The organism is Marinobacter sp. L-46, from assembly GCF_056859535.1.
In genome coordinates, this window is sequence record NZ_JBSXOP010000063.1 from 1 (window position 1) to 6042 (window position 6042).

At 54.3% G+C, this 6042-nt stretch carries 5 protein-coding genes and 1 pseudogene; 3 read left to right on the forward strand and 3 right to left on the reverse strand.

Annotated features, from left to right (window positions below; genetic code table 11):
- Positions 1 to 54 precede the first annotated feature (54 nt).
- Positions 55 to 1674, forward strand: a complete 1620-nt coding sequence (locus AC13DJ_RS09980) for a hypothetical protein (RefSeq protein WP_482934210.1) — start codon at positions 55 to 57, stop codon at positions 1672 to 1674.
- On the opposite strand, the pseudogene AC13DJ_RS09985 reads toward AC13DJ_RS09980, so the two are convergent.
- Positions 1671 to 2254 (reverse strand): annotated as a pseudogene (locus AC13DJ_RS09985) (cytochrome c biogenesis CcdA family protein); the annotation flags it as partial. The gene AC13DJ_RS09980 and the pseudogene AC13DJ_RS09985 sit on opposite strands and share 4 nt — an antisense overlap.
- Positions 2255 to 2636: 382 nt before the next feature.
- On the opposite strand from AC13DJ_RS09985, the gene AC13DJ_RS09990 reads away from it, so the two are divergent.
- Positions 2637 to 3095 (forward strand): ATPase, encoded by a 459-nt coding sequence (locus tag AC13DJ_RS09990; RefSeq protein ID WP_117618265.1) that lies wholly within the window; start codon positions 2637 to 2639, stop codon positions 3093 to 3095.
- A gap of 444 nt (positions 3096 to 3539) precedes the next feature.
- Here AC13DJ_RS09990 and AC13DJ_RS09995 read toward each other — a convergent pair whose 3' ends face one another.
- On the reverse strand, positions 3540 to 4064 hold the full coding sequence (locus AC13DJ_RS09995) for a TorF family putative porin (RefSeq protein ID WP_482934211.1): 525 nt from the start codon (positions 4062 to 4064) through the stop codon (positions 3540 to 3542).
- A gap of 280 nt (positions 4065 to 4344) precedes the next feature.
- Here AC13DJ_RS09995 and AC13DJ_RS10000 point away from each other — a divergent pair, with 280 nt between their 5' ends.
- Positions 4345 to 5427 carry an OprO/OprP family phosphate-selective porin gene (locus AC13DJ_RS10000; protein WP_482934212.1) on the forward strand — a complete coding sequence of 361 codons (1083 nt, stop codon included), beginning with the start codon at positions 4345 to 4347 and terminating at the stop codon, positions 5425 to 5427.
- 410 nt (positions 5428 to 5837) lie between these two features.
- On the opposite strand, the gene AC13DJ_RS10005 is transcribed toward AC13DJ_RS10000, so the two are convergent.
- Positions 5838 to 6042: hypothetical protein (locus tag AC13DJ_RS10005; RefSeq protein WP_482932808.1), on the reverse strand; the 205-nt coding region annotated here is incomplete at its 5' end.

The window sequence follows — 6042 nt, forward strand, 5'->3', positions numbered from 1 at the left end:
GAGGCGTGTGGGGTTCTTGCTGGAATTAGCGAAGGAAACATGCACCAGCAGTAGGTGAAGCATCAACCAGATAATCCGATGAGATGCCGGTCTGTCTCACTCTCATGCAAAGGTAAGATCAACCATTTAATCCGCTTACCCATTGTTTTTACAATAACCGGACAGCTCTGTTTCGCAGGTGAGCGCTTCGACCCTTTTGTTTCCGCGATCAGCCGGATCGACAAGGACGAAGGTCTTGTTTACATAGACCGGCGCGATAATGTTGTCGGGGTGGGGGATGTTTTCGTTACGGCAAAACCCGTTCAGAACGGCGATGCCAGTTTGGTCAGTGACCGCCGGTCCGTAATCGGTATTTTACGGATTAATCCGGAAGAATTCGTTGGCAAGCTGCTGTCCGGGCCCATGCCTGGTGTAAATGCCGTTGTGGAGAGGTTTGGCCCTTTGCCGGCCGTAATTAAAAGTACAACCGAAAAAAGCGGGCCCGTGGAAGAAGAACTGAAATCCATGTTTCCACGCCTGGTCTGGGAAAATGAGGAAAGCAAGGCAGAGCCCTCTCTGACGTTCGAGTTAATAAGCAAGGGCAGGGTAGTTGTCACCTATGACCAAACCTGGCTGGTCGGGATGATTGATATCGGCGCAGCTTCATACTCAAAGGAAGAGAGTTTTCGTGTTGCGGCAGAGGCGGAGGCCGAGCTTGCTCTTGAGTTGCCGGGCCGGGCAGGTTCGATTGCGGTCCATGAAATCCCGGGGCGTTATGTCGTGGCACTGGAAGGCAAGCAGACAATCAGGTTTTTTTCGGGGCGCTCCGATGGCTCTGTAAGCGAAATCGCCGTGGTTGATATTCCACGTGGCGAGAGAATCATTTACATGGACTGGTATAGCAGTGCCGGTGAGCTTTATCTGCTGGTCAACCAATGGGATGATTACCGGGTGTCAGGTTCTGTTGTCAGGCTTGACGGGGACCGAGCCATGTTGGTCGGGTTTTCGCCATTGATGATGGGCGTGCATGATACCGACCTGGATGGGCGGAGTGACACCATTCTGGGGCAGTCCTATACGGCAGAGCACGGCTTCGGGTCAAAGATTTACACGGTTATGCCGGGGCAAGAGAAGATGGCGGAAAGCGCCAATGACACATTCAGCGCCCTGACGCCGGGTTTCAGGGTGTTGGGCTCCCGGGTTCTGGGCAAGACAGACAGCGGCGATCTGGCTTTTGTAAGTGCGTTTGACGGTAAAGCCTCTGTGTATTCCGGCAATGGCCCGGAATTGCAGCTCAGCTACGATATGGACCCTCTTGTCAGCTCGGAAATCCGGTTTGAGGTAAACCCGGAACTGATTTTCAGTCCGACAAGATCCCTGTCTCTGGGTAACCCGTTTGTCGGCGGCACCGGAGGGGCGGATAGGGTTTCGCGCCCCATGGTGGGTATCGCGCAGCGCCCGAGCTCTGCGGAGGCCGCAGGTCCCAGGGATGTCGTCGCTATCGACTGGCTGGACGCAAACCCGGGCTCGCCATCGGTTCTGGGAAGATCCAGGGTATCCATACCCCGCTCGGCGAAGCCGGCCTATGGGAGCGGTGGGCTGTTCTTTTTCTCGGTAGGAAGCCGAGGTGGAGATAGTAAGGCCGGGGAAGGCGCAACAAGGCTCTACCGGCTTCCAGCCGACCTGGGACACTAGCCAAGCCTTCCCAACACGGGAAAGGTCGACAGCATCCAGGTGGCGAACCAGGTCATCTGGCCGGTCAGCACCATTATGCCCATGATGATCAGCACAAGGCCCGCCAGTGCCCTTAGCGGCCTGCTCCAGCGGCTGAATCCGCGCACTCGCTTGCGAAAATGCTCGATGAACAGCGCGGTTCCGAGAAACGGGAGTGCCAGGCCGAGCGAATACACCGCTAGGTACAACATGCCCGTTTCTGCGTTGGCGTGGGTGGAACTGAGCGCCAGTATGGCTCCGAGTATCGGGCCGATGCAGGGCGTCCAGCCGACGGCAAAGGCGATGCCCAGCAAAAAGGCCGCTGTGGGGCGTCCTCCCTCGAGCGTTTGCCCCAGGCGCCCAGTCCCGTTGCAGCGCCGGCATGCTCCACCAGCCCAGCATGAACAGGCCCATCAGCACGATCAGCAGGCCCGCCACCAGATTGGCTTCCTGCCGGTAGGCCATCAGCCAGCGCCACGAAAACCACGCTGAACCCGAGGACAAAACAGCAGCTCAGCCACAAGGCTTTCAGGCGGTTTGATGCCTCACTAACGGCGCCGCCGGCACTGCCGGTGAATATGAATGGATATCCGGTCTGCCCGGCCCTGTGGCCCGGCGATGAAGCCGCATCGGATCATAAAACCTCTGAGCCACTCACATGTCAAGCAGTAAGGTATTGAGTGTCCATGAAATGATCCAGACTTGACTCCTGTCAGATCCGGATCAGTTAGTGGCGATTGTTCAGTTTCGGTTCAGCATAGTATGAGTTGCCGCCCCCGGTGTGGTATGGGATTGATGCAAATCATATTAACCAGTGCCAGGGCCGGAATTTTACTTTCTTTTGCTGGTTTTCAGGGTGAGTTCAGGTTGCAGGGTTTTACTTCGAACAGGGAACCTTATACCGGGCTGGCAATCATCAACCCAAACAAAGCGGGGACAACGAAATGCATATCAGAACCTTTGGTGAATTGATTGACTGGACGCGGGATCTGCACTCACACCTGGCGAGTTGTCTGTCCCACTGTGCGACAAAAAATGAAGAAGAGCGGGCCCGGGCACTGCTGGACTATCTGGCGGCCCATGAGTCCGAAATGGAGCGGATCGTGAGCGAGTTTGAACGTCAGGGGGATTCCAGGGCGCTAGAAACAAGAGTCTTTGATTACCTTTCGCATAATCCCGTCAAAACTCACCGTACCTGTGATGAGCCGTACGCAAAGCTTGATTTCCAGGGTATTTGCCGGGAGGTATTCGACTTTCATGATCAGATCGCCGACCTCTATAAAGCCATGGCGGACCGGGCGGAGATTCCCGAGGCAAGGGAACTGTTCCAGGCTTTGTTAACCATGGAACAGAACGAATCGATGCGACTGGCCCGTCAGGTCGGACGAATGGACGACCTCTGATCATCCACTGAAGCAGCGCTCTGATTTCCGGGCACCGATCCGGCATTTTCTCAATCAGGCGGAGGATGAGCGCAGATGAACATCACATTCCCGGGTGGAACGGAGACCGCGACCGGCTCCAGGTTGAAACCGGCCAGACACGTGTATTGGTCGATTGCGGTCTGGAAGCAGGGCCTGGGGTTCGGATAGTGCAGCGTGACAATTATCAAGTCTTTGTCGCCGCGGAGGCAGGGGCCCGGGGCTTTTGCCGCCAGGCGGGAATAAAAACTGACGTGAATCAAGGCCGGAGCGACCAGGCCAAAAAATTCAGTTTCGTTTTAGTTTCAAGGTGTCTAATTGTTCATGTTTTGGATCAGTAGCTTTTCGAAAGCCTTTTTCCGGAACAGCTATATACGTCTCTTCATCTAACCCAGAAGGGTGCACCTATGAAAAAACTCCATTTTATTAAGCTGTCGCACCGGCACTGTAGCTGTCCTGCAGAGGCACCCCAACAGAGGCGTAGTAATAGGCATCTCCTTGCACGAACACCCCATCACCACTGGTGTCGCTGTTGATCGTGTAGGCTAGGCCTACAGCAGCAATGCCATAGCTGATCTCGCCGTAAAGTTCGCCGAAATCAATGGAGTCCGGCGCGTCAGGATACGCATAATAAATGTACCCAACGTCATAACCCAGTTCTTCCACAGAGCCGGAGAATCCGGCATAAAGATCAAGCTCATAGCTGGTGCCGTCACCAAAATCGACATTGGAACCCCAGCCACCGGCGTAGAAGCCCGACGCATGCTCATAATCCAACCCTCCCTGGACAGCCGCAGCCCCGTCTGTCTGGGTGACGCCCCGGAACAGATAGTTGCTGCTGGCGCTCACATTTGAGCTGACGTCAGCGCTAACAATGGCGGGCGCAGCCTGAAGTGCTGCAAGCAAAGTGATACTGATAAATCCGGATTTGGTGAAAAACTGCTTCTTCATAATGGATACCTTCGGTTGGGTTTCATTGCTCCAAATATGATCAGCAAAAGTCTTGCCACATCTTATTTATTCTTTTTTATCATAATTATAGAGACAAATCGGCACATTCTGAGCTTGCCCCCGAAAAACGACCGCAACACCTAGCGCCCCAGAACCTGTCACCGGCCCGGACCAGCGCCCTGTTTTGATGCATTCTCTGTAACCATTCTGTAATCTTTGCCAAATAGACTTTAATCGCGCTTCAACACACACAACCAAACCGAAAAAGGTGAGACAGATCATGAGCAAGAAATATTTGGGCTTGGCTTTGGCGATTTCTGCCGCTTCTGCTGCACAGGCCGGAACTGTTACGACCAGCGGCGAAGACCTTGTGATCGATACCGACAGCGGTATCAAAGTGAAAGTGTCGGATAACTCTGCGTCTTTTCAGCTCGGCGGGCGCCTTCAATGGGATTACGACGCCACGCAGTCTGACGTCAAAGGTGACACTACCGATTTCAACGCGCGCCGGGCACGCCTCTACGCCAAGGGCAACTTTGGCGACTGGGCGTACAAAATCCAGTTCAACGTGGCTGAGAGTGATGGCGCCAAAGGCGGGGACGCTGAGGACCTGTACATTCGCTACCTGGGATTTGGCTCAGCTGCAACCGTGACTATTGGTAAGCAGAAAGAGCCATTCGGCCTGGAACAATTAACGAGTTCAAAAGACATCTCGGCCCTTGAGCGATCCGCCATGTCCGAGCGTTATACCCCCGGTCGCAGCGGCGGCATCCAGCTCAGTGGCAAAGGCGACAACTGGACCTACGGTATCGGCTACTTCGAGGCAAACGGCGATGGCAGCGACGACTTCAATAACACGGCAGTAACCGCGCGGGGCACGGTTGCACCGATTCAAACGAACAATATGGTTGTTCATCTTGGTGCGGGTTATTCCACGCGTGATGCCGACACTCAGGCCGGTGAGGTCGATAAGTTTAATCTGGAGCTCGCCGGCGCTTCCGGGCCCTTCCATGCCCAGGCCGAATATTTCGATTCCGAGGAAGGCCAGGTGGATGTTGATGGCTATTACGTACAGCTTGGCTGGATCATCACCGGCGAAAGCCGTCCTTACAAAGCCGGAATATTCAAGCGGGTAAAACCGGCATCACCCAAAGGGGCCTGGGAAGTTGTTGCCCGCTTTGAGGATGGTGACGGAAAATACAGTGATGTGGGGCTGGCCACGACCGACGGTAAGCAAACAACACTGGGCGTTAACTATTACGCCAACAAGAATGTTCGACTTGGAATGAGCTACATGGATGGCGAACAAGCCAATGGCGCTAGCGGAGATGAAGTGCGTGCGAGGTTACAATATGCATTTTGAACGCATGGGAGGGGGCTTGGTTGAGCTCGCCACTTGATAGGGCACTGGTACGGGAAACATTGCGATCAAAAACAATCGGAAAATTCAGTTAGAGTTCAGTTTAGCTTGATATAGTCTACGTGAGTTAATGAAGTGCTCAGGTTTTTAGGGCAGATATTGATCTGCCCATTTTTTTGTCTGCCCCGCCCTGAATAGAGTTCATCTGAAGTTTCTGGGTACATAGCTATCTGGCAATAATCAATTCCTGAAAAAGGGGCGCACCGACGCGCACGTGGAGTCGTCTGGCAGTCTGTCGGGATTAGGTTGTTAGGTCTCTCATAGCCAGAAAACCCCGGCTGGAAACCGGGGCTATGACAGAGAGGGAATGCAAAGGCGAACTCGCCGCCGATCAGTTGGCCTTGGGTTGTTGATCAGAAATTAACGCTTAACCCCAGTGAAGCGGTGCGCGGCAGGTTCGCCATGGCGCCATCGGGCAAACGTGAGACAATTTGCTGTTCATCGAACAGGTTGTCCACTTTCAGGAAGACATCGGCACTGGCGGTCAGTGCGTAGCGGCTGATGAAATCGACCAGGAACAGGGACTCGGTCTCGTCCAGTTTCGTGGCGGTGTTGTTG